This is a genomic window from Paenibacillus sp. JCM 9796 (assembly GCF_055379675.1).
This window is the reverse complement of record NZ_AP043723.1, coordinates 3462976-3485395: the sequence shown is the minus strand read 5'-3', so window position 1 is coordinate 3485395 and position 22420 is coordinate 3462976. Positions and strand designations below refer to the sequence as shown.

Below are 22420 nucleotides of genomic sequence, written 5' to 3'. Positions count from 1 at the left end.
CTCTTCTTAACGCGTCCTTCATGTCGGGCGTTGATGTCAAGGCGACTTCTTGCTCAATCCCTTCCCCATTCCCTGCAAAAAGCCCATCATCATGGACAAGGAGACCCGCACTTCGGGTTTGCGCAAGGATTGAACGATCCCCCATAACCCTTGTTTGGGGTCCGGTTCCGGTCGTACCGCTTGATTTACCCCTTCGCTTAAGCCTTGCAGGATCGCCCCGAGCTTGGCCGGATCCAATTGGGTTAACAATTGCACGGCTCCCATTCCATTCTTGATCATCCGATGAGCGCCGGGTTTATTCATCTGCTCCATGCCGATAGCGGCAATTTGCTTGCTGTTTTTTAACAAACCCTCGACCGCGTCCAGAATGCCCAGCCGGTTTAACTCATCCAGGATACTCATTACTTTCACAAGCGGTTCGGTACGGTTCGCCGCTTCCTTCATCATGTGCCGGATCGCTTGCGCCGTTTCTTCCTCCCGATCCGGTACCGGCTTATCAATGTCCGTAATCGCTCTGGCCATGCGTCTCCCCCCCATCGATAAGTTCGGGAATCGGAATATAGTCAGCCCGCTTCCATTTCTCCTCAACCTTCACCCCGATTTGCGGTACGCGGTTTCCAAAGCGATGGTTCACGCGCGGCAGCGGCCGCTCCCCCTTAGGCTTCAAGACCTCCATCTTCACGCTCATTTCTTTAAAGCTCGGCGTATGGGTGACCCGATCATGGTAACTGCTTGTCAGACGGTTTACAGCCGAATCATCGGCGAATGAATTCATCGTCAAATATAATTCGTTGCCTTTCACCCGGTCCGTTACTTCTACCTTGACCTTAACTTCGCCATACGGGGAGGTGAGACGCACTAACGCTCCGCTCTCAATTCCGCGCTCCTCAGCAAGTTCCGGGGATACCTCCAGCCACTCGCTCGGCACCTTATGCGAAATTCCTTTCGATTTGTAGGTCATATTGCCTTCATGAAAATGCTCGAGTATGCGTCCGTTGTTCAAATGCAAATCGAATTCTTCCCCAGGTTCAAACGGCGGCGTCCACGCCACCGGAAACAGCCTCGCCTTTCCTTCCGGCATATTAAACCGTTCGGTAAAGAGCAACGGCGTATCGACCCCGCTTGCCGCAACCGGCCACAGCAAGCTGCTCCAGCCTTCCAGCCGCTCATAGCTGACTCCGGCAAATACAGGCGCCAGCGCAGCCGCCTCCGCCATGATTTCACCCGGATGCGTGTAGCTCCATTGCGCACCAAGCCGGGCCGCAACCTCCTGGATAATTTCCCAATCGGGCTTCGATTCCCCAAGCGGCTCGAACACCTTGTAAAAGCGCTGAATCCGCCGTTCCGTGTTCGTGAACGTTCCGTCCTTCTCCAGACTCGGCGCAGCCGGCAGGATGACATCGGCGAACTGGGCCGTCTTCGAGAAGAAGATGTCCTGCACGACGAAGAAATCAAGCTTCTCGAAAGCGGCATGTACATGATTCGAGTTGGAATCGACAAGGGCCATATCTTCCCCGAATAAATACATCGCTTTTAGCTTACCGTCATGGATGCTTTCAATCATCTGGTGGTTGTTCAATCCGGGATGTTCGGGAAGCTTCACGCCCCAAGCCTTTTCATACCGGGCTCGGACATTCTCGTCCTGCACCGCTTCATAACCCGGAAACCAGGCAGGCATCGTGCCGAAATCGCAAGCCCCCTGCACATTGTTATGTCCCCGCAGCGGATAAGCCCCTGTACCGGGTCGGCCGTAATTTCCGGTAATCAACAGTAAATTGCTGATCGCCGTGCTTGTATCCGTCGCCCCCATATGCTGGGTGACCCCCATAGCCCATAATGCGCAAACCGATTCGGCTTCATGGATCATCACGGCCAGCTGCACCAGCTCTTCCCGGGTTAGGCCCGTTCGTTCCTCCGCATATTCCAGCGTATACGGCTCAAGCGATCGAACGTATTCTTCAAGACCGTTCACCCGTTTCTCCAAGAATGCCCGGTCCGCCCAGCCTTGATCGATGATATATTTGGTAACCGCGGACAGCCAAACCAAATCCGACCCCGGCTTAGGCCTTAGGAAGACATCCGCCCTTTCCGCCAATTCGTGTTTCCTAAGATCGATCACCGCCAGCTTTTGGCCATGCAGCTTGTGGGCACGCTTAACGCGCGTTGCCAATACGGGATGAGATTCCGCCGGATTGGCACCGATCACCATCACTAACGAGGCACTCGCAATATCACGGATCGTGCCCGAATCGCCTCCGATTCCAACCGTGCGCATCAGTCCCGCCGTTGCCGGAGACTGACAATATCGCGAACAGTTGTCGACATTGTTGCTTCCCATGACAGCCCGGGCAAATTTCTGGAAAATATAGTTCTCTTCGTTGCTGCATTTGGATGACGCAATATAACCGATCGAGTCGGCACCGTGCGTATCCTTTATGGCCGTTAATTTCTGTGCGATCAACGTGAGCGCCTCATCCCACGTGGCTTCGACGAACCGGTCCCCCTGCCGGATTAAGGGCTTGGTCAGCCGTTCTTCGCTATTCACAAAATCCCATCCGAATTTACCCTTGATACAGGTTGAAATACCGTTCACCGGCGCTTCCTCCTGCGGCTCGATTTTGAGAATTTTACGGTCTTTGGTCCACACCTCAAAGCTGCACCCGACGCCGCAATAGGTGCACACCGTTTTCGTCCGCTTGATGCGGGATTTTCTCATCGCCGCTTCCACTTCCGATATCGCGAAGATTTCCTGATATCCGGGCTCAACCTCTTTGGTAAGGTCAATCATCGGCATTAGAATGTCATCCGGAATTCCCGTCAAATATCCAGCCTCTCCCAGCATCGTTTTCTCCATAAGCGCGTTGCACGGACATACGGTAACACAGTGTCCGCAGGAAACGCAGGAGGACTTATCGATGGGGACTCCGTTATCCCATAAAACTCTTGGTCTTTCGAGACTCCAGTCGATCGTCAACGTTTCATTCACTTGAAGATCCTGACAAGCCTCGACACACCGTCCGCACAGAATGCATTGATCCGGCTCATAGCGGTAAAACGGATGAGAGTTGTCCGGAGGATACGGCTTAGGAGTAAATTCATACTTCTGATGCTCGACTTGAAGATATTCCGCCGTATTATGAACCGTACAATTGCCGTTGTTATTATCGCAAACCGTGCAATACAGCTCATGATTATGCAGAATCCGCTGCATAGCCTCCAACTGGGCTTCTTTAGCCCGGTCGGACACGCTGTTAACCTTCATTCCCGGCTTGGCTGCCGTCGCACAAGCCCGCTGCAAGACACCGTCCACTTCCACCATACAGGTATCGCACGATTGTATGGCCCCCAAATTTGTATGATAACAGACATGAGGAATGTAGTATTCGTGGGCTTTGGCTACTTCCAAAATACTTTGATTCGGGGAGCAGCTATAGTTCTTGTCGTTAATCTGTATGGAGAACGTTTGCTCCTTCATCCTTTATCGCCGCCTTGTCATGATGGATTTCCAATCCCATAAAGCTCTAGCGATAGGATTTCCTATGACAGGAAACTTATACCGTTAACCAAAGGCCAGTGAGCTGAAAAAAAAGGGCTGCCCCTCCGTCATCCAGGATGACTATGATATGCTCCCCATACGGTAGACAGGTGAAATAATAAAACCTGTTACTGTAAGGGGAGCATTTTTCATGTCTAAATCAGAACATAGTGCGTCGCAGAAATTTGCCATCTTGCAAGAAATTGAATGCGGTCATATTAGCGTTAAAGCTGCAACAAAAAAATACAGTATTTCAAAAACGACCTTGGCAAAATGGCGGCGTCGTTATGAGGTTTATGGGTATAAAGGGTTAGAGATTCGAATCCGTAATCGAAGTTATTCCGCGGAGCTTAAACTTCAAGCGGTCAAGGATTATCTCTATGGAGGATTATCACAGTACCAGATTATCGACAAGTACAAGATCGCTAGTCGAAACCAACTCTCCCGCTGGATTCAGAAGTATAATGGTCATAGCAACCTCAAAGCATATAACGGAGGATCGAGAGCTATGACGAAGGGTCGAACAACCACTGTGCAGGAACGAATCGATATCGTCTTGTATTGTCTTAATCATAACCGCGACTTTAACAAGACGGCGAATCAGTTTCAAGTTTCTTACCAGCAAGTATATGGATGGGTAAAGAAGTACGAAGCTGGTGGTCAGGATGCTTTACAGGATGGTCGTGGGAGAACGAAGACGCCTGAGGAATTAACCGAGGCGGACCACCACAAACTCGCGATGAAGAAGCTGGAGTATGAGAACGAGCGGCTCCGGGCGGAGAATGCCTTCTTAAAAAAGTTACAGGAATTCGAGAGGAGGCGTCGCTAAGCCAACACCGCCAGGAGAATGTCTACCTTGCCATTGAAGCCGTCCAGCAAGAAGGGTCATTCAGCGTGAAGCTTCTGTGTGACATTGCACAGATCCCGCGGTCAAGCTATTACAAATGGCTGAGTCGCAAACCCAGCCCACGTGAACTGGAGAACCAACATCTCACGGATGTCATGATGGTTTTGTATGAGAAGGTTGAGAAGATCTTCGGGTACCGTCAATTAACTCTCCATATGCGTCAAAAGACCAAGCAAAGGATTAACCATAAGCGTGTACTGCGCCTGATGAGGCTTAAGGGAATCCAGTCGGTCATCCGCAGGAAGAAAAAGAAATATGTCCGATCGACTCCTCAACAGGTAGCTGAGAATTTGTTGAATCGCAAGTTCCGGGCAGAAGTGCCTAATGAGAAGTGGGTCACGGATGTAACGGAATTCAAATACGGTAACGGGCAAAAAGCTTATTTAAGCGCCATACTTGATCTTCATGATAAAACGATTGTCTCGTATGTATTAGGGCATTCCAACAACAATCCAATCGTATTCCAGACGTTAAAATTGGCCTTGCAAGGCGCGCCAGGAAGCACACCCATGCTTCATAGCGACCGAGGGTATCAATACACCTCATTGAGTTTTAAGAAGATCTTGGACGACAACAATCTTACCCAAAGCATGTCCCGAGTTGGGCGGTGCATAGATAATGGTCCGATGGAATCCTTCTGGGGTACCCTGAAATGTGAGAAGTATTATTTACATACCTACCGTACCTTTGAAGAACTCAAAAAGGACATTGATGACTATATTCATTTTTACAATTACGAGCGATTGCAAGCAAAATTAAACGGCCTCAGTCCGATGGAATTCAGAACCAAGACCGCTTAACTGATTTTTATTTTTTGTATTGTCTACTTGACGGGGTGCAGTTCACTTGAGGAACAGCCCTTGTTTTACATCATTATACCGATTGGTTCATTTGCGGAATGACACGCTTGTCGGATTGAGCTTTCAATTGTTCCGGATAGCCGTAAGTGCCATGCTCACTCAAGTCAAGGCCGATCGTCTCTTCTTCTTCCGTGACACGCAATCCGATAACAGCCTTCATCACGGAAAGAATGACGTACGATGCAACAAAAGCAAAGGCTCCGCAAACCAGCACCCCAAGAGCCTGAACCCCCAATTGCTCGAACCCGCCGCCGTAGAACAGGCCGGCTTTACCAACTCCGACTTTCTCCGCCAATTCCGGCGTGGCGAATAAACCGTTGGAGAGCGTTCCCCAAACACCGGCCGTCCCGTGAGCGGAAAGCGCGTAAATCGGATCGTCGATACGAAGCTTTTCAAACATCCGCATACTTGCAAAGACGACGATACCGGCAACCAGACCGATGACGATAGCCGCCCAAGACTCAACGAATGCGCAGGAAGCCGTAATCGCGACTAAACCGGCCAAGGCGCCATTCAACATCACGGAGATATCCGCCTTGCCATTAACAGCCCAAGCAATCAATAGTGCGGCAATAGCGCCGGCAGCCGCGGCGAGCTGCGTATTGATCGCGACAAAACCGAAGAAGCTTCCGTCGCCGACCGCAATCGTACTGCTTGCATTAAAACCGAACCAGCCCACCCACAGCAGCATCACGCCGAGTGTGGTAAATACCTGATTGTGCCCCGGCATATCGTTCGGAGTACCGTTCTTGTTATATTTGCCGAGCCGCGGTTTCAACAAGAGGGTGGCTGCCAAAGCAGCCATCGCGCCGGTCAGATGGACAACCGTCGATCCGGCGAAATCTTGCTTGCCGTGCTCAGCCAGCCAACCGCCGCCCCAAATCCAGTGGGCAATAACGGGATAGACGACAATGGAGAACAAGACGGCGAATACCAGATACACGGAAAGCTTCGCTCTTTCTGCAAACCCTCCCCATGCTACGGACATCGATATCGCAGCAAACGCCAACTGGAAAATAAACATGACCGTCGGGGCTACCGTGCTGCCTTCCGGAACCTCCTTAACATCGAAGCCGAAGTAATCGCCCCAACCGATCCACGCATTACCTTGCGATCCGAATATCAATGCGTAACCTGCCGCCCAAAAAACCAACGAGACGATGCCGAGCGTAAAGATCGTTTTTCCGGCGATGTGGCCGGCGTTCTTCATCCGGGTCGACCCGGCTTCCAGCATGACAAACCCGCTTTGCATGAAAATAACTAAAATAGCACCCAGCATGACCCAAATCGCATTCATTCCCAATTCCATACGCGTCAACCTCACTTTAACTAAAATAAATGAATCCGAAATCCTTGATTAACTTTCATAATTAACGGTAAGCCATGTATGTATTTTATGACATGAAAGTATGTTATGTCAATATTATTAACATAAAATATTAACATTCATGCCAATATTGCCTCGGATTGTTCGGATTTTATCTATTTAGTGGTATATTATTGCGAATACATGACACATATATGACATTAATATACAATCTTCAAACCTTCTATAGTATTTTGCTATGCTTTCAAGCTTTGTAGAAACGGGAAGTTCTGCGTGTTGTCCGCTTTTCTCTTCAGCTTTCTTGGAGATGGAAACAATTGTGGGGTGAACCTGATAGAGAAGCTATGATAGAATGGAACGGCCTCGGAAGAGACGCTGGCAGCAGCCGATCTTACTGAGCAATCGAATCAAGGCCGAAGCTTTCCTTAAGGAAGCGCGGGGGAACCTCTTTACTTGGGGTGAAGCCATATTCATGGCAGGGTGATTACTCTTTGACCCGAATCCGTCAGCTAACCTCGTAGGCCATAAAAAGGAGAGATAGTTGTGAAGCACTTCAAGAAAACCGCTATGACTGGCGTGATTGCTTTAAGCATGATCGTTGGGGCAGGGGCTGCTTCAGCCGCTACGTACACGGTTAAAGGCCAGGATACGATGTGGACGATTTCCAAGCAGTATGGAATACCGCTCAGCACCCTGATCAGGCAAAATCCTCAGGTGGCTAACCCGAATATTATCTGGCCGGGCATGGTATTGAACGTTCCTGGCGCTGCGAAAGGAACAACAACGCCGACCTCGGCTCAATCCTCTTATGCCGATCAAGTCGTTGCCTTGGTCAATCAGGAACGTGCGAAAGCCGGTCTGAAGCCATTAGTTTATGACAAAGCCTTGTCGGCCATGGCGCTGGATAAAGCAAAAGACATGAACAATAACAAGTACTTTAGCCATACTTCACCAACTTATGGTTCCCCATTTGATATGATGAAATCGTACGGCATCCGGTACACGTATGCCGGCGAGAATATAGCTATGGGACAGAAAAGTCCGCAAGAAGTCATGAAGGCCTGGATGAACAGCTCCGGTCATCGTAAAAATATTTTGAGTCCAAACTTCACGAAAATTGGCGTTGGCTATTATAATAATTATTGGGTGCAAGAATTTATTGCTAACTAATAAGCAATCAGACAAACACGTTACAGGCAGCGGCCGTTTCCCGATCACCTTCGGGATCGGCCGCTGTTCTCCTACTATGAAGCATTCCCTCATGCCTCGGGACTCATTCGTTCATAAAAATGACGCTCAAAATAATAAAAAAAGGCATCCGGAGTAAGTTCATCTGGAACAAACCCCGGATACCTTTATTTATGTTAGCGATGGAAAGGAATGAAATTAGAACGGGAAATGACGATAGGTATTTTGGATGGAAACCCATTTGGTGATGGTAAACTCCTCGACAATCCACGGATTCCCGAATCTGCCGAGCCCGCTTGCCTTATTTCCTCCGAACGGAATATTAGGGCTGTCGTTCACCGTCTGGTCGTTAATATGCGTCATACCGCTATCGATTTGCAGGGCAAGCTCTTCTCCTTTGGCCAGATCGGACGTAAAGATCGCCGAGCTTAAACCATAGGCCGTATCGCTTGCCAGTCTAATCGCTTCTTCGTCCGTTTCCGCTTTAATCATGGTAGCGATCGGTGCGAACAGCTCGGATTGCGCAAGATTACTGGAATTATCGACTTCCGTAAATACATAGGGAGTCAGAACATTGCCCTCACGTTTTCCTTCCAATGCGATCTTCACGCCGTCACGTTTGGCTTCCTCAATCACTTGAAGCGCTTTCTGAAGCTGACGCTCATTGACTAGAGGACCGATAACGGTCTTCGGATCGCTCGGATCGCCGTAAGGAAGAGCTTTGGCGCGTTCCACAAACTTCTGGACGAACTCATCGTACTTATCCTTATGGATAATCATTCGATTAATAATCATACAAATTTGGCCCTGATGAATGAATTTCCCGAAGACCGCGGCGTCCACAGCCCGGTCTACATCCGCATCCGATAAAACGACGAACGGGCTGTTCCCTCCAAGCTCAAGGGCAACACGCTTTAGGTTCCGGCCCGCAATCTCGCCAATGTGTCTTCCAACCGCCGTCGAACCGGTGAAACTGATCATTTGGGCATGCGGATTCGTAAGCATTTCGTCTCCGATTTCGGTCAGGTCGGTCAAAATCACTTGCAGCACGCCGTCAGGAAGACCTGCATGCTCGAACGCTTTCGCGATAATGGAACCGCCCGTCAAGCCAACCTGAATATCAGGCTTATGCACGACGCTGTTCCCCAAGGCAATAGCCGGCGCAATGGTGCGCATAGATAAGTTCATAGGGAAGTTAAACGGAGATATGGAGGAAATCACGCCCAAAGGAAGACGGTGAATATGATTGACCTTGCCTTCGATACCGGACGGAACTTCCCTAACCTTATAAATTTCATCGGCAAGACGAATCGCTTCTTCCATCACTTCTATAGCCAGATGCAGTTCCACGTTGGCTTTTAGAACGGTGCCGCCCGTTTCCCGGCTAATCACGGCAGTAATCGACTCCCGATTCGCTTGTAAATATTCGATGGCCTTATGAATGACTTCTTTTCTTTGTTCCGCGGAAGATTTCGCCCATTCCTTCTGGGCTTGCTTCGCACCTTCAAATGCTTCTTGCAGCTGTTTGACCGACGCTAAACGTACAGATGTCACAACGGAATTATCGTAAGGATTCAAAATATCGTAGGTCCGTTCACTAGAGCCTTCCGTCCACTGGCCATTGATATAGCTTTGGTTCAAATCCTCGTAACGTGTCATATTTTCGTCGCTCCCTTATATGGTTATTATTCCAAACAGCTGTAAGCGTTTTTATAATTGTTTTACAAAAACATACTAAGATTCATAACTCCTAAAACAGCCTGATCCGGATAAATGGTTCGCGACGCAAGCTTCCATTCTCCATTCTCTTTGCGTATCACATCTTCCCGCTCTCCGAACATCTTCTCGGTTTCAATATCCGAGCCCCGGCTCCGGTGGAATAAAAAGTAGCTTCGAACCTTGTATTCGTCGGGCTGAAGACCGGGATCGACCGTGATGTTACTAATAAAATGCCGCTGCCGCGGCGCCGGATTTTCAACCCAAGCCGAAGTCGTATACAACCTGTTCACCCTGGTGGTCAGCGACTTCTTCGTTTCTTCCAAATGCGTCATCTCATCGACGATATTGGAGCCGCCCCGTTCTTCGGTCGTCACACGGACGGGCATCCGGTAAATGAGGTCATCGGCCAGCAATTCTAACCATTCTTTATATTTCCGATGATCCAGCAAATAGGCTTCGTCTTGGAGAAATCTGCTAATTTCGTAGTGCAATTGCGGGTTCATTAGCAACCCTCCTCAGAATCATTTATATCTTTCGTAATGAGTTCCAGCCAATACTCGTGCATACTTCTGGATATGGCGTCAATGTAGCAGGTCGGATAAGCGACGCCGGGTCCCGGGAAGGACGGATCAGGGTCCACATGACCGAATCCCATGAGATAATTGCTGACATTGTTGTAGCTCAGTTCTTTATCTCTGACCATCAATCCCTTACTGGCTTGAACGACGCGGGCCCATATCTCGGTATCGTCCTGCTCCAAAGTACCGGAAGTGCCGAAGGAACCGATATAGCCTTTATACGCTTCCTGCTTGTAATCTTCCGGCGCGGCCTTATCGATCATAAACCAGCACCAAACTTCCACTTTATCGGGTCCCAGCGGCCTCCAAACCCGGAAATTCAAGTAGTTGTGCAAATGTCCTTCCGTTCCGTGAATAGGGCTGACGAAGGAAAGATTCGGGTAGACGCCCCCTACAAAGACGGTCGTTCTGGATAAGATGTCCGCTTGCTCGGGAGTCAAGTTTCGCTCGAACATCGGCCACATCGATTCAGGCGTTGACTGATAGCGATGGATGGATCGGCCTGTAGCGGACGTGATCACGTTAATGCCGTGCCCGTGCTCCATAACGACTTGATGGCCATATCCTGCATATAAAGGATCTTTGGGACTGATTCCCATCTCCACCGTTGAGCGGTGCGCCGTCTGCACGTGATACGGATCGGCAGAGAAATTTTCGCTTGTGCTCTTCCAGTTGGCTTGGGCTACCCAGCGTTGCGGAACTCCCCGGACTTCCATGCCGCCGTCGCTTCTGCCGAGCAGCATGTCGAAGTACCATTTCATATCGCCTAAATATTCTTCCAGTGAGATGGCGTCAGGATCCAGGTTTCCGAAAATCATGCCTTGATACATGGCTACCTTAGGAATCGGACGAAGGCCCCACTCGCTTTTGTCCATCTCTTCTCCGTACACCTTGTCTCCGGCTACAATTCCGATCAATTCGCCATCCGTGTTATAGCTCCATCCATGATAAGCACATGTAAACGTTTTCTTTTTCCCGAAATCGGCTGTACATAAATGTGTTCCCCGATGTGTACAGGAGTTGAGAAAAGCCTTGATCTCCCCTGCGCTGTTTTTAACGAGCAATACAGGATCGTTAACCATCCACCGCGTTACATAACTGCCCGGCTCTTTGAATTCCGATTCATGTGCCAAAAACTGCCACGTACGCCCGAACACCTTTTGAAGTTCCAACTGGTAAATTTCCGGATCCGTTAAGACCCACTGCGGCAGCAAACCTTCCGACATTTTTTGCTTTAAAACCTCGAGCGTTTTTTTGTCTAACGTATTTCTTGTCATCTGAACCTCTACCTCCTTGCCCGAATTTAAAAAAAGCGCTTTCAAACCTAATAGTAAGCGGTTCCACTATTGTGAAACATGACACTAGACGAGGAATGAAGGACATCTCCATTATGAATTCCGTATAGCTGATCATGGACGAGAATACAATATCCTCTACTCTGATTCATCTAGTGAATTGGCGAATCATCAAGTGATCTGATATTTCAAATATATCCAATTTCATTGCACATGTCAATTTAAAAATCTCTTTTCGTTTGTTCAATATTCATTCCGAAAAACAAAAAATCACCCCTCCCGGAGTGATCGATTTTATTTAATGATGTAGCCCATCCGCAGCGATATTTTCAGGGCGGTCTCTTTCGTCAGATGGATTAATCGTTCTCTTGCTTCCCCTTCCATCTTGAAGCTGGATCCGGAAACGCCGATGGCCGCTATCGCTTTTTCTTTGCTATCAAATACAGGAACAGCGATGGCCGTAAAACCGCTGAAAGTTTCCCCCGCATCCACAAAGAAGCCTTCTTTCCGAATGTCCTCCAGACGCTGGATAAAACGTGCATGATCCGTCATGGTATCCGGCGTAAAAGCTTCGAGCGGGTAACGGCGGAGAAGATCGCGTACAAATTCCGGCTCCATATAAGCCAGCAGGACGATTCCGAGGGCTCCGTTATGGAGGATACGCCTTCGGCCTATAAAGTTTCGGGGCTGGAAGCCCTCGTCGCTGTCAAACCTCATGAGATACTGGAGCGTTTCACCCTGGGGAACCGCCAGCACCGCAGAATGACCGGTTAGTTCCTGTAAATCCTGCAGGTAATGTGCAGCTTCCCGGTGGATATCCAGATGCTCTAGAACAATCCCCCCGTATTCCAGCGATTTATAGCCGAGACGATACGTGTTCTCTTTCGGATCATAATGAATAAGTCCATTTCGTTCCAGCGTCCACAGCAGCCGATAGACCGTCGCTTTGGCCAATTTTGTTTTTCTAATAATTTCTTCGATGGATTGATCCGGCCGCTCAAAGCTGAAGCAATTTAAAATTTGGATGGCACGCTCCACCGCTCTAACTGGTTCCACATTCAATTCCCGCATCGTCAAAACTCCGGTTCATCAAATTAGATTGCATCCTGTATGTGCCGATTATGTAAGTTATTGTGAAGGTTTCGGCATTCCATTCGCATTATACCACACTTTTAGCAGCGATGTGCTAATCATCTATGTTTTTGCATAAGAGATTGATAGATTTGCAAGTGACGTCAATTACCCACCGTTAAGCTTATCGGTGGGTGTTTGTTCGTCCTATTGGGATACAAGATTTAAAGCCGTCTGAATATTCGTCATATCGAGCTGAAGCTGCTCCTTCACTTCATATGGATGATACAAGCCATTCTGCACCATATAATTGGAAATTTGTTCGTGAGTAAGAATCGCTTCCTCCAGCTGTCTGCGTAAGACATCCTTAATTTCAGGAGTCGCGGTTTCTGTAAGAGCCAAGGCATACGTGATGACGCTGTTTTTGGCCGCTATAAGAAAATCCGTCGCAATGACTTGATCGGTCATCGTATTCATTCCCGTTAAATGCTCAAGAATCGTGTTCATTAACTCGCCTCCTACCTGATCGCTTGGGATAACAGATCGTTTAACTCCTGAATCTGTCTGGTTGATGACTGGACGTCTTGCTGCAAGATATCGTTCAACGCCGGATCTGATACCAACCTCTGCATCGTTACGGACTTCGTCAAGCAGACGGTTTTGAATGAGGCAATTTCATGAAGCTCCAGCGTTTCATGTAACCCGAACCTATTATTCATCTTTTCACAGCCTCCTATGCTTGGTCGTGCAGCGGACTTCCCCAGGTTTCAAACCGCTTAAGGTTTCAGAACGACTTTAATGCAGCCATCCGTTCTGGTGTCGAAAACTTCATATCCGTGCTTCGCTTGCTCCAACGGCAGCACATGGGTAATGACATCGGCGGGATCGACCTTACCTTCAGCGATCAAGTTATACAGATAAGGCATATAGTGGATAACCGGCGCTTGCCCTGTTCGGATGTTCACGTTGCGCTGGAAAATATCGCCCAGCGGGAAGCCATTGTACCTCGCCCCGTACACCCCTGTGATTTGAATCGTTCCGCCTTTTCGTACAGCTTGAGAAGCGATTACAATTGCACCCATTGCACCGCCATGAAGCTTTAAACCCGATGCAAGAAACTCCATGGGGCTCATCTTTCCGCTCATGCCGACACAGTCGATGACAACGTCCGCCCCGCCCTGGGTTATTTCCTTCAGATGATTTCCGATGTTTTCTTCCTGTTCGAAATTGACCGTTTCCACTTTATTCGTCCGCTTGGCGTGCTCCAGCCGGTAATCGACGTAATCGACGGCAATTACCCTCTTCGCCCCTTTCAGCCAAGCGAACTTTTGTGCAAGCAATCCGACCGGGCCGCAGCCAAGGACGATCACGGTATCCCCGTCTTTCACCCCGGCATTGTCTATGCTCCAATAAGCCGTCGACATGGCGTCGGCCAACAACACCAATTTCTCATCCTCCACCTCCGAGCCTTCCGGAACCTTGAAGGACGTGAAGTTGGCGTAAGGGACCCTCAAATACTGCGCTTGCCCTCCGGGATACCCGCCCGTCGTTCCGGAATACCCGAAGTAGGCTCCCATATCTCCGTTTTTATTGGAGTTATCGCACTGACTTTCCAGCTGGTGCTTGCAGTAAAAGCATTCGCCGCAGGCGATATTGAACGGGATGATAACCCGGTCGCCTTTTTTGAGTTTGGTTACTCCCGGACCCGTTTCCTCAACAATCCCCATCGGCTCATGACCGATCACATAATCCGTAGGCAAATTGGGGATCATGCCGTGAATCAGGTGCAAATCCGATCCGCATATGGCTGTCGTTGTCAGCCTGACGATCATATCGTCTGCTTTTTCGATTTTGGGGTCTTGAACCTCTTTGACTTCGACATTTTTAATGCCTTGAAAGGTGACGGCTTTCATGTGATTGTTGTTCCTCCCTATTATTTGTCTGGTGTCGCGAATAAGCCGAGTCGAGAGGTATCTTCGGGAAAGAGCTTCATTTGGGCGATTTGAACCGTGGTCTGGGCGGCTTTCAGATCGATCGGGAATTGTTCGTTGACATCGTACGGATGCAGCCAGCCATTATGTATCATCAGCCGGCTGATTTCGTCATGCAGCGCAAGAGCTTCGTTCAATTGATTCTTCAATACGGTTCTGACTTCGGGGGTTATGGCTTCCGTTAATGCAATGGCGCAGTTTCTTACCCCGTTTTTGGCGGAGAGCAAGAAGTCAAGCGCAAACAGCGAATCGGCTTGATCGGGCATCCCCTCGGCGTTTCGGGGATCTAAATAATCTTCCATAATCGAGGCACCTCCAATTATTGAATCGGGAATTTGGCATACAGGCCTTGAAGCTGTTGAATAGCTTTAATCGATTGATCTACATCTTTTTGCATCAATGCTTTGAGGTCTTTATTGAACACCAATCCCTGCATCATTTTCGATTTCGTCATGCAAATCGTTTTAAAATTGAGCATCTCATGAATTTCCATCGATTCATGCGGCGCCAAGCCGTGTTGAGACATGTTCATCACCTCCTGTTCAACAGAGCTATTTTATCCTCAGAAATAAGGCTTATACAGTGACGTAACATATATTGTCCCGGCCATTTTTTAGGTATAAAAAAAACAAAAACCGCTTGTCGTCCATACGACACGCGGTCTAGATTCGGTATTCGGCAGTCCTGAAGCCGTCCTTTATTCCCAAGGATAGTTCGTGATCAAATAATCGGCGAACTTCTTGCTCTCTTCCCTTCGAATTTTGCGCATTTCCGCCCGGTGGGCCGCCGTCTCGAACAATTTCTTTTCTTCCTCAGTCTCAGGGACGATCTGGGGAACTTGAACGGGCTTATTGTTTTCGTCCAGCCCGACAAAAGTTATGAAGGACGTGGCGGCTATATTTCGTTCTCCGGTGCGCAAATCCTCCGTAATGACTTTAACGAATATTTCCATCGAGGTCCGGCCTGTCCATGTAACAAAAGACTCTAACGCCACGCTGTCCGTTGGCCGGATCGGAAACAAGAAATCCACCGAATCCATCGAGGCCGTAACTGCAGTAACCCGGCACAGCTTGGAGGCCGATATGGAAGCAATATCATCGATTTGAGACATTAATTTGCCGCCGAACATCGTATTATGATTGTTTACATCGGGCGGAAATACTCTGGAAATTTTGAAGCATCTTGTTTCCCTTACATATTTTTGTTCCAATCCCAACACGTCACTTTCTTCAAGATGATGAACAGTCTCCCCAACTTCAGGTCCGTTATGCTTGTTTACAATTTCCAGTATATAGGTTACGCCCCGATGTGCCAAGCTTGCTTAAGGATTCAGTTGATCCAGCTCCGCCGTTACTTTTTCAATCATTTGAACGAACGATGACAGCTCTTCGGAGCTGGCGGCCTGCGTTTGTGCCTGATGGGTCGTCTGCTCCGACTCCAATTTGACTTCTTGCAGCAAGCGCAGTATGATGTCAAGCTTGGCATGGATTTGTACAAGGGCTTCTTTGGATTTCGCGGCGAGCTTACGGATTTCATTGGCGACGACTTCAAAGCCGCGACCCTGCTCGCCGGCGCGGGCGGCTTCAATGGCCGCGTTAAGCCCAAGCAGCTGCGTCTGGGAGGATATCTCTTCCATAAGCGAGCCCATATGATGAATATATTCAATTTCCTGAGTCAGCTCATACACGGTGTCCAGTGACTTTTCCTGCGATTCCGCGGTACGGATTGCCGTTTCCGCCACCGATTGAGTACTCCCGCTTAGTTCAACCATCATCGAGGCCAGATCTTGCACGGCAGCGTTTATTCCTACCAGGAGATGTCCGCGTTCTTCGGCAAGCTTTTCCACTTTTTGCTTCTCTCCGGCCTCATAAGCTTCAAGCACCAGCTGCGAATCAAAATTAAACATCTTGGTAACGGCTTGAATAACCGGCAGCCATTCGTCCGGAAGCACATGCTGGAAATGGGCTGTGGCGAGATCCAAATAAAGCATGTAGGTTCCCAGATACCACTGTGTCGTTAACCCGATGCTGGAGTGCACCCCGCCGATAAAAAGTCTCCTGTTGATAAAAGACTCGTCGATCTTCCCCTCCGTCAGAGAGAGAAAGTACCATCTCTGCGTCTCTTTAAGCCGATCGATTGTGCTATGGGCTTCAATAATTCGCCTAAGTTCGGGCTGACGCATAATGCGTTCATAGAGCTCGTCCACCAGTACGTTTACGACTTTTGAAAATTCCGCTTTTTTATTTTGCAGAAGCAATAAATCATCGGCCGTTATGCCGATGTAGTCCAGCTGCTCTTTGCGTCGACCCGATAAACCTTCCATGCGCTCATCCCCCAAGTCAGCATTCATCTAATTCATATTCATTAGCATAAAATATTAATTGCTTAAAAAGTGTGACGTATATCACACGCCTGCGGCCATGAAAAAAGCCGCTTCCCTGAGCGGCTTCATCCCTGCATATTTTAATGAGAATCTATTACCACGTCACATAACCCGGTGATTGCGTGCTCGCATGACCGAACATATCCATCACGGGAATCGTATAAGCGAATAAAATGAGCACAACCGTTAGAGCAATCCACACTTTCCAGCGCTCTAAATACCGCGGAGTCGCTTCTTCCGGTTCCGCCGCCTCGCCGATCGGATACTCTGTGTATCCTTTGGGAGCGCGCAGCAGAGCCACAACATTATATATCATCAACGCCAGCGCGATGAACAGGATGATGCCTCCGATCGCCATCGCCGCATAGTAGGGCATCCACAGCACCGCATCCGGATGGTCCCCATACGTCGTATAGGCCGTTCGCCTTGGCGAACCCAACAGACCTACGGTGTGCATCGCGCCCGACATGAATAACATGCCGACGCACCAGATTACCGTCTGAATTATTCCCAGCCTGTTGATCCGCGGTGTCAGCAGCCGGTTGGTGACGGCCGGGATAAGCCAGTACGTAATGCCGAAGAACGTCAGCGCTACGCTGGTCGCCACCGTCAAATGAAAGTGTCCCGTCACCCACAGCGTATTGTGCACGACCACATTCATCTGATTGCTTGCATTCACAATGCCGCCCGCCCCTGCCGGAATAAAGACCAGCATGCCCATGAAGGGCGCGAAGAAGCGAACATCTTTCCAGGGAAGCAGCTTCACCCAGCCGAACAAACCGCGGGCACCCTTAGCCCTGCCGGCCGACTCAAAGGAAGCGAACAGGGAGAAAGCGGTCATGAGCGACGGTACGACGACCATGAACGTGAGGACGACCTGGATGAATTTCCACAGCGGGCTGATGCCCGGCTCCGTCAATTGATGGTGAAAACCGACCGGAATGGAGAACAGCAGAAGCAGGATGAACGACATTCTCGCCAAGGCGTCGCTGAATATTTTGCCGCCGATGATTTTGGGAATGATCACATACCAGCAAATATAGGCGGGCAGCAGCCAAAAATAAACGAGCGGATGACCGAAATACCAGAACAAGGTGCGGCTGAGCATGACATTGATTTTTTCCGTCCAGCCGAACGACCAGGGGATCAGCTGAACGAGAACCTCGACCGCCACGCCGATCGTCGCAATTTGCCAGAGCAGCATGGTGCAGACCGCCATAAATCCGAACAGCGGCGATAGCTTGCCGCGATGCGTTTTTTTCCAATACATGTAATGATAGAAAATGCCGAAGCCGCTGAGCCAGCTGCCTACCACCACCAAAGCTAAACCGATGTAAAAGTACGGAGAAGCTTTAAGCGGCGCGTAAAACGTATATAACACGCTTGCTTTATTCAACAAAATCATGACTACGTCGATCAGTGTGCCGAGCGACATGAGGACAAACCCCGCCCAGCCAAGCCGGTGCGTTAGGGGGAGCAGCTCGCCGCCCATCGTCTTGGAAACTCCCGAATACAGGAAGCCGATAATAAAATAAGTGGTAAAGACAAGCGCCATCAGCACGCCGTGGGCGGTGAGAAGCTGATAATAGCCGATGCCTCCAGGCAGCGTATACATCCCTCCGCGCACGACGCTTTGCAGCAAACCGGCAATGCCTCCAAGCAGCAGCGCCACGAAAGCAAACACAATATGGGCGACGACAAGCGCCCCGTCTCTACGGTTGAATGATTGCGATTGATTTGAATTCATGGCATTCCCTTCCCTTTTGAAATCGCTTATTTCACGACAATGACGGTATTCATATATTCATGACCGGTGCCGCAATATTCATTGCACAGGATGAGATACTCGCCCGGCTTCGTAAATTTGTGGGAAATTTGACTGACCTCCCCCGGAATCACCATCATGTTCACGTTGGTCCCCGGGATTTCAAAGCCGTGGATCACGTCCGGGCTGGTAATCGTAAAATGAACCGTAGACCCGGCTGGCACTTCCATTTTGTTCGGGGAATATCCGAATGCGTAAGCAATCATCACAGCCTCGTATTCGCCATCCGCAACCTGCTTGATGCCCGGCGCATCGAACGGGGCGGTTTCCTGTACCCGGGTCGGATCAATCATATGACGGTGCGGGCTGGGTGGCTGAGCGCCCATGGCAAAAGCGGATATGCCCAAAATACCGAGAAATACAAACAGCATGGCTAACCCGAATGTGAGCCAGATTTTCTCCAAACGATGAATGTGCATCGGCTTTCCTTCTTTCTTTATTTCGTTATTGTCGAACGATGAACAGGATGAAAACCGCCAGCCACATCAACACCACAAATGCACCCAGCGCCATGACGCTGACAAACGTGCCCTTAAATTCCGTTTCTTGGTTAGGCTGTTCCGGTATGGACCTAGAATCCGTTTGCTCCTTGATTTGCTGCAAGTCGGCGCTCACTTTAACCCCTCCCTCATTTGAAGCGCGGTTTGACGTTTCTCATGTTTCTATTGTATCGATCGCATAGCGATCCATCTGTGATTTTTTGCACAAGCGGGCTGCCGCTGTTTCCTGGTTTGTTCGCGAAGAACATTGCCGAGTTTCGCCTTCATTCTCCTGACAAGCTCTATCTGTTTGCTGCTCTACATGACCTTTGCTTCCAGTGTGGTAAACGGCGTTTTCTTTGACATCCGTTATGTCATTATGTTTTTTGGGCTGGTGTTTGGGGGTATCCAAACAGGTCTTCTTCTTCTCCTTGAGTTCATCATCTACCGTTTATATCTTGGCGGCGAAGGAACATGGGTGGCTGTCCTCATCATAGCCTTCACCTTTACTTTCTCCCTGTTTTTTCACAACATCTACAGAACGACATTGCGGAAATCGCTGATTACCGAACATCTTGCCTTCCACATCGTTGTTATTCCCGTCCAAAACTCAATAGGAATCTAGCCCCAAATAAAAAAAGCTCCCGACCGACAGGGGCATGGAGCGGGAACAACAAAAGGCCAGACTCAAAGTCTCGCCCGGGGGATCCATCGTGAAGCCGCTAGATTTCAATATCAACCACAATGCCATCAAGTCTTCCTACGCTCCGAATAAAGGCCGAGCAGGCATGATGCTCCGTATTGGCTTTATACGCGTCAAGAGTCCTACCAAGACAATTACTTGGGGTTGTTGGGATCGCGCTGCAATTCGTATCGATTGACGGGACGGCCTAAGCCGCCATAATGCACCTCAAGACGCACGATCCCGCGTTTCTCCAGAAATTCCAAATACCGTCTGGCGGTTACCCGGGAGATGCCTACTCCTGCCGCGGTTTCCTCCGCAGACAGTCGGCCGCCCTGAAGCTTCATCACGCTGAGCACCTGCTTAAGCGTCGCAGCATTAAGCCCTTTAGGCAGATCGTCGGACGGGACTTGCACATCATCAACCGGAGCTTCCTTCGCCCCCGCTTCATTCGCGGTTTCACCGCTGATCAGAAGGTCATCCAACTGATCCTGCGTTACCGATTCCCCCGGTCTAAGCGCCATTTGCTGTGCACGGTATCGTTCCAGCGTTTGCCGAACCCGCTCCATCTTGAAAGGTTTAATGATATAATCGAACGCGCCATTGCGCATCATCGTACGCACCGTCTCCGTATCCTTCGCAGCCGTCACGACGATCACATCGACAGGCAGCATGCTGGAACGGAGGCGCTGCAGGGTGGCGATCCCGTCAAGCGACGGCATGAAGATGTCAAGAAAGACTAGATCCGGCTTAAGCTGCTCGATCAGCTTAAGACCTTCCAGACCGTTGGCTGCCGTACCTACAACTTGGAACCCGTCCACCTGCTCTACAAACTGGCGGTTCACTTCCTGCACCATAGGATCGTCTTCAATCAGCAGCACCCGAAAATGCGGTTTCTCTGTGTTACTCATCACAGACACTTGCCCCACCTTTCATCGGAAAAATAATTTCCATCGATGTGCCCAAACCGACCGCCGATTCACATGTTAACTTGCCGTTCCCTTTCGTTACAATATCGTTCAACAAATACAGGCCCATACCGCGGTTCTCCCCCTCCTTGGTGGAAAAACCGCGTTCCAGCATGCGGTCCATCGTTTCTTTCGACATGCCGCATCCGTTGTCCTCGACAGCTATGGACAGCAGTTCATCATTTTGCTCGATGCTGATGTACACTTCTTTATGTTCAGCGTCCAAAGCGACAAGCGCATCGAAGGCATTTTCGATCAGGTTGCCGAGCAGCAGTACGAAATCATGACGGTCCAGCAATTTTGGAAAGCGCTCCAGCCTGCTGTTCGGATCGATCCTGATCTCGATGCCCAGCTCCTTGCCGCGGCTGATTTTGCCCAGCAGCAGTCCAGCCACGCCGTCATCGTCGAAGTGCTGCTGCAGAAACCGGGTGATCTCCTCCTGCTGCTCGGCGATTTCGAACAAGTAGTTGAGCGCCTCCTCCTGCTTGCCGAGCTGAATCAGTCCCGCCGCCGTGTGTATTTTGTTCATATACTCATGATTTTGCGCGCGCAGAGCATGAACAAACTCACGGACGCCTGTCAGTTCTTCGGCCATCCTCGTCACTTCGGTCCGATCCTGAAAGATTCCGATGGCCCCGACCGTATGACCCTGCTCGCGGATCGGAATCTGGTTGCTCCACAGGATAGCCGCTCCGAATTTCAGCTCTCTGCCCAGTTCCGGCTGACCCGAATCGAGCACCTCCATCAGCCGCGTTTCCGGAATGACATCGCCGATCGGCCTTCCGGTCACATCGTCGCTTATACCGAAAATTTGTTTGGCGCGCTCATTGAAAATCGTGATGGCTCCGCCGCGGTCGATGGCAATAACCCCCTCGTGCATCGCCTGGAACGCCGCCGTACGTTCCCGAAACATACCGGCGATTTCCTGCGGCTCCAGATTGAACATCTGCCGCTTGATATGGCGGGCCAGCAGTACAGAGCCAAAAATACCGAACAGCAGCGACAGCAGTGAGGTAACGACGACCGAACGCTTCTCTTGGCCGATCAGCTCATCCACGCCCGGCAGCAAGCCTCCCGCTACAGCAACCCCTACCTGCTCGTGCGCGGCATTCATGACCGGCACGAACGCTCGAAGACCGACGCCCGCTTCGCTTCGTACTTTGGAGACATAGGTGTGCTCGGCGAATGCGGGATCGTCCTCTTCTGCGGCGAATATTCCGCCGATGCGACTCGATAACGGATGGGACAGCCGCTTCCGGTTCATGTCAACGACGCTTATATAGGCCACATTATTCAATATCCGGATCTTGTCCGCTACTGGCGCAATATGGATCGCAGCATCGGGACGGCCAATGCTGTCCACGACGTTCGGCAGGTTAGCGACCGTTTGAGCCGTAATCGTCAGCCGGTGTTTCAGTTCATCCTCCTTGAGCCGGGTGAGGCTTCCGATCAGAACGATTCCGCCGATCAGAAGGGAGAATAGGACCAGCCCGAACGAGAGCAGCATGATTTTCCAATAGATGCGAAGCCGATGCAAGAGTTCCCCGTCCTTTCGCACGGTTTATTTTTCTATTTCATTGTGAAATAATAGGGCTGAAATAGCAACCAGGAG

23 protein-coding genes and 1 riboswitch are annotated in these 22420 nt (G+C 49.9%); of the genes, 4 read left to right on the top strand and 19 right to left on the bottom strand.

Features of this window, described 5'->3' with window-relative positions:
• Positions 1–36: 36 nt before the first annotated feature.
• On the bottom strand, positions 37–522 hold the full coding sequence (locus ACZ439_RS16805) for a helical membrane plugin domain-containing protein (protein ID WP_464619950.1): 486 nt from the start codon (positions 520–522) through the stop codon (positions 37–39).
• Positions 497–3475, bottom strand: coding sequence for a formate dehydrogenase subunit alpha (gene fdhF, locus ACZ439_RS16800; protein ID WP_127608116.1), 2979 nt, complete (start codon positions 3473–3475; stop codon positions 497–499). The genes ACZ439_RS16805 and fdhF overlap by 26 nt, the downstream gene beginning before the upstream one ends.
• Positions 3476–3686: 211 nt before the next feature.
• On the opposite strand from fdhF, the gene ACZ439_RS16795 reads away from it, so the two are divergent.
• Both ACZ439_RS16795 and ACZ439_RS16790 read left to right on the top strand, forming a co-directional pair.
• Positions 3687–4364, top strand: a complete 678-nt coding sequence (locus ACZ439_RS16795) for a helix-turn-helix domain-containing protein (protein ID WP_155615870.1) — start codon at positions 3687–3689, stop codon at positions 4362–4364.
• Positions 4343–5242 carry an IS3 family transposase gene (locus ACZ439_RS16790; protein ID WP_464621139.1) on the top strand — a complete coding sequence of 300 codons (900 nt, stop codon included), beginning with the start codon at positions 4343–4345 and terminating at the stop codon, positions 5240–5242. The genes ACZ439_RS16795 and ACZ439_RS16790 overlap by 22 nt, the downstream gene beginning before the upstream one ends.
• 73 nt (positions 5243–5315) lie before the next feature.
• On the opposite strand, the gene ACZ439_RS16785 is transcribed toward ACZ439_RS16790, so the two are convergent.
• Positions 5316–6611 carry an ammonium transporter gene (locus ACZ439_RS16785; protein WP_464619949.1) on the bottom strand — a complete coding sequence of 432 codons (1296 nt, stop codon included), beginning with the start codon at positions 6609–6611 and terminating at the stop codon, positions 5316–5318.
• A gap of 419 nt (positions 6612–7030) precedes the next feature.
• Positions 7031–7168: riboswitch (cyclic di-AMP (ydaO/yuaA leader) on the top strand.
• A gap of 4 nt (positions 7169–7172) precedes the next feature.
• On the opposite strand from ACZ439_RS16785, the gene ACZ439_RS16780 reads away from it, so the two are divergent.
• Positions 7173–7799, top strand: a complete 627-nt coding sequence (locus ACZ439_RS16780; protein ID WP_054796967.1) for a CAP domain-containing protein — start codon at positions 7173–7175, stop codon at positions 7797–7799.
• A gap of 216 nt (positions 7800–8015) precedes the next feature.
• Here the strand turns inward: ACZ439_RS16780 and ACZ439_RS16775 are convergent, their stop codons facing one another.
• The 14 genes from ACZ439_RS16775 to ACZ439_RS16710 form a co-directional block, all read right to left on the bottom strand.
• Positions 8016–9476, bottom strand: coding sequence for an aldehyde dehydrogenase family protein (locus ACZ439_RS16775; protein ID WP_127608118.1), 1461 nt, complete (start codon positions 9474–9476; stop codon positions 8016–8018).
• A gap of 62 nt (positions 9477–9538) precedes the next feature.
• Positions 9539–10039: a 3-phenylpropionate/cinnamic acid dioxygenase subunit beta gene (locus tag ACZ439_RS16770; protein WP_054799956.1), complete on the bottom strand. Its 501-nt coding sequence runs from the start codon at positions 10037–10039 to the stop codon at positions 9539–9541.
• The gene (locus tag ACZ439_RS16765) at positions 10039–11391 is read right to left on the bottom strand and encodes an aromatic ring-hydroxylating oxygenase subunit alpha (protein WP_372814020.1); all 1353 of its coding nucleotides are present in this window, start codon (positions 11389–11391) and stop codon (positions 10039–10041) included. Before ACZ439_RS16765 ends, ACZ439_RS16770 begins: the two co-directional genes overlap by 1 nt.
• 312 nt (positions 11392–11703) lie before the next feature.
• Positions 11704–12480, bottom strand: coding sequence for an IclR family transcriptional regulator (locus ACZ439_RS16760; protein ID WP_054799954.1), 777 nt, complete (start codon positions 12478–12480; stop codon positions 11704–11706).
• Positions 12481–12687: 207 nt separating this feature from the next.
• Positions 12688–12987, bottom strand: a complete 300-nt coding sequence (locus ACZ439_RS16755; protein WP_054796965.1) for a spore coat protein — start codon at positions 12985–12987, stop codon at positions 12688–12690.
• An 11-nt stretch (positions 12988–12998) separates the two neighbouring features.
• Positions 12999–13199, bottom strand: a complete 201-nt coding sequence (locus tag ACZ439_RS16750; RefSeq protein WP_054796964.1) for a hypothetical protein — start codon at positions 13197–13199, stop codon at positions 12999–13001.
• Positions 13200–13256: 57 nt separating this feature from the next.
• The gene (locus ACZ439_RS16745; protein WP_127608120.1) at positions 13257–14393 is read right to left on the bottom strand and encodes a zinc-dependent alcohol dehydrogenase; all 1137 of its coding nucleotides are present in this window, start codon (positions 14391–14393) and stop codon (positions 13257–13259) included.
• 20 nt (positions 14394–14413) lie between these two features.
• Positions 14414–14773: a spore coat protein gene (locus ACZ439_RS16740; protein WP_054796963.1), complete on the bottom strand. Its 360-nt coding sequence runs from the start codon at positions 14771–14773 to the stop codon at positions 14414–14416.
• Between the two features lie 17 nt (positions 14774–14790).
• Positions 14791–14997 (bottom strand): spore coat protein, encoded by a 207-nt coding sequence (locus tag ACZ439_RS16735; protein ID WP_127608121.1) that lies wholly within the window; start codon positions 14995–14997, stop codon positions 14791–14793.
• A gap of 171 nt (positions 14998–15168) precedes the next feature.
• The gene (locus ACZ439_RS16730) at positions 15169–15681 is read right to left on the bottom strand and encodes an acyl-CoA thioesterase (protein ID WP_054799966.1); all 513 of its coding nucleotides are present in this window, start codon (positions 15679–15681) and stop codon (positions 15169–15171) included.
• A 111-nt stretch (positions 15682–15792) separates the two neighbouring features.
• Positions 15793–16794: a protoglobin domain-containing protein gene (locus ACZ439_RS16725; protein WP_464619948.1), complete on the bottom strand. Its 1002-nt coding sequence runs from the start codon at positions 16792–16794 to the stop codon at positions 15793–15795.
• Between the two features lie 154 nt (positions 16795–16948).
• Positions 16949–18601 (bottom strand): b(o/a)3-type cytochrome-c oxidase subunit 1, encoded by a 1653-nt coding sequence (locus tag ACZ439_RS16720; RefSeq protein ID WP_155615646.1) that lies wholly within the window; start codon positions 18599–18601, stop codon positions 16949–16951.
• A 26-nt stretch (positions 18602–18627) separates the two neighbouring features.
• A complete protein-coding gene (locus ACZ439_RS16715; protein WP_054796962.1) occupies positions 18628–19098 on the bottom strand; it encodes a cytochrome c oxidase subunit II in 471 nt (156 codons plus the stop codon).
• A gap of 25 nt (positions 19099–19123) precedes the next feature.
• Positions 19124–19294 carry a cytochrome c oxidase subunit 2A gene (locus ACZ439_RS16710; RefSeq protein WP_464619947.1) on the bottom strand — a complete coding sequence of 57 codons (171 nt, stop codon included), beginning with the start codon at positions 19292–19294 and terminating at the stop codon, positions 19124–19126.
• Between the two features lie 174 nt (positions 19295–19468).
• On the opposite strand from ACZ439_RS16710, the gene ACZ439_RS16705 reads away from it, so the two are divergent.
• Complete coding sequence (locus tag ACZ439_RS16705; RefSeq protein WP_464619946.1) at positions 19469–19783, top strand: LytS/YhcK type 5TM receptor domain-containing protein; 315 nt, start codon at positions 19469–19471, stop codon at positions 19781–19783.
• Positions 19784–19995: 212 nt separating this feature from the next.
• Here the strand turns inward: ACZ439_RS16705 and ACZ439_RS16700 are convergent, their stop codons facing one another.
• Both ACZ439_RS16700 and ACZ439_RS16695 read right to left on the bottom strand, forming a co-directional pair.
• Positions 19996–20751 carry a response regulator gene (locus tag ACZ439_RS16700; RefSeq protein ID WP_464621138.1) on the bottom strand — a complete coding sequence of 252 codons (756 nt, stop codon included), beginning with the start codon at positions 20749–20751 and terminating at the stop codon, positions 19996–19998.
• Positions 20744–22345, bottom strand: a complete 1602-nt coding sequence (locus ACZ439_RS16695) for an ATP-binding protein (protein ID WP_464619945.1) — start codon at positions 22343–22345, stop codon at positions 20744–20746. Before ACZ439_RS16695 ends, ACZ439_RS16700 begins: the two co-directional genes overlap by 8 nt.
• Between the last annotated feature and the right edge of the window lie 75 nt (positions 22346–22420).